This window comes from Flavobacterium solisilvae (assembly GCF_012911605.1).
Classification (GTDB): Bacteria; Bacteroidota; Bacteroidia; order Flavobacteriales; family Flavobacteriaceae; genus Flavobacterium; species Flavobacterium solisilvae.
In genome coordinates, this window is record NZ_JAAMPT010000105.1 from 1 (window position 1) to 306 (window position 306).

1 protein-coding gene is annotated in these 306 nt (G+C 41.5%); it reads right to left on the minus strand.

Annotation, left to right across the window (positions count from 1 at the left end):
• Positions 1–306: hypothetical protein (locus tag G6042_RS00490; RefSeq protein WP_169522338.1), on the minus strand; the 306-nt coding region annotated here is incomplete at both ends.

The following is a 306-nucleotide window of genomic DNA, read 5'->3' on the forward strand; positions in this document are numbered from 1 at the left end:
CACGTACCCAAATGGTTTGTCCATTGCTTGCTGAATAGTTATCTGCTGGAATAATTGGAAGATTACCTGCTTCTGCTTCGATCTGACTGGTGTAATACTCCACCGTATAGTTGCTTGCTGGCAGTGGTTGTTGTGCCAAAGCATCTGGTGTTCTTATGGTTAAATCCACTGTCATTATACCATTTTGATTGTTGGCATTGGTATCACATACTTCGATGTTATCCAAATTGATTGGTGCAACTGGACTTGGGTTAACTTCTAATGTAATTGGCATCACGCTAAAACAACCTGTGTCTGGATCTTCGG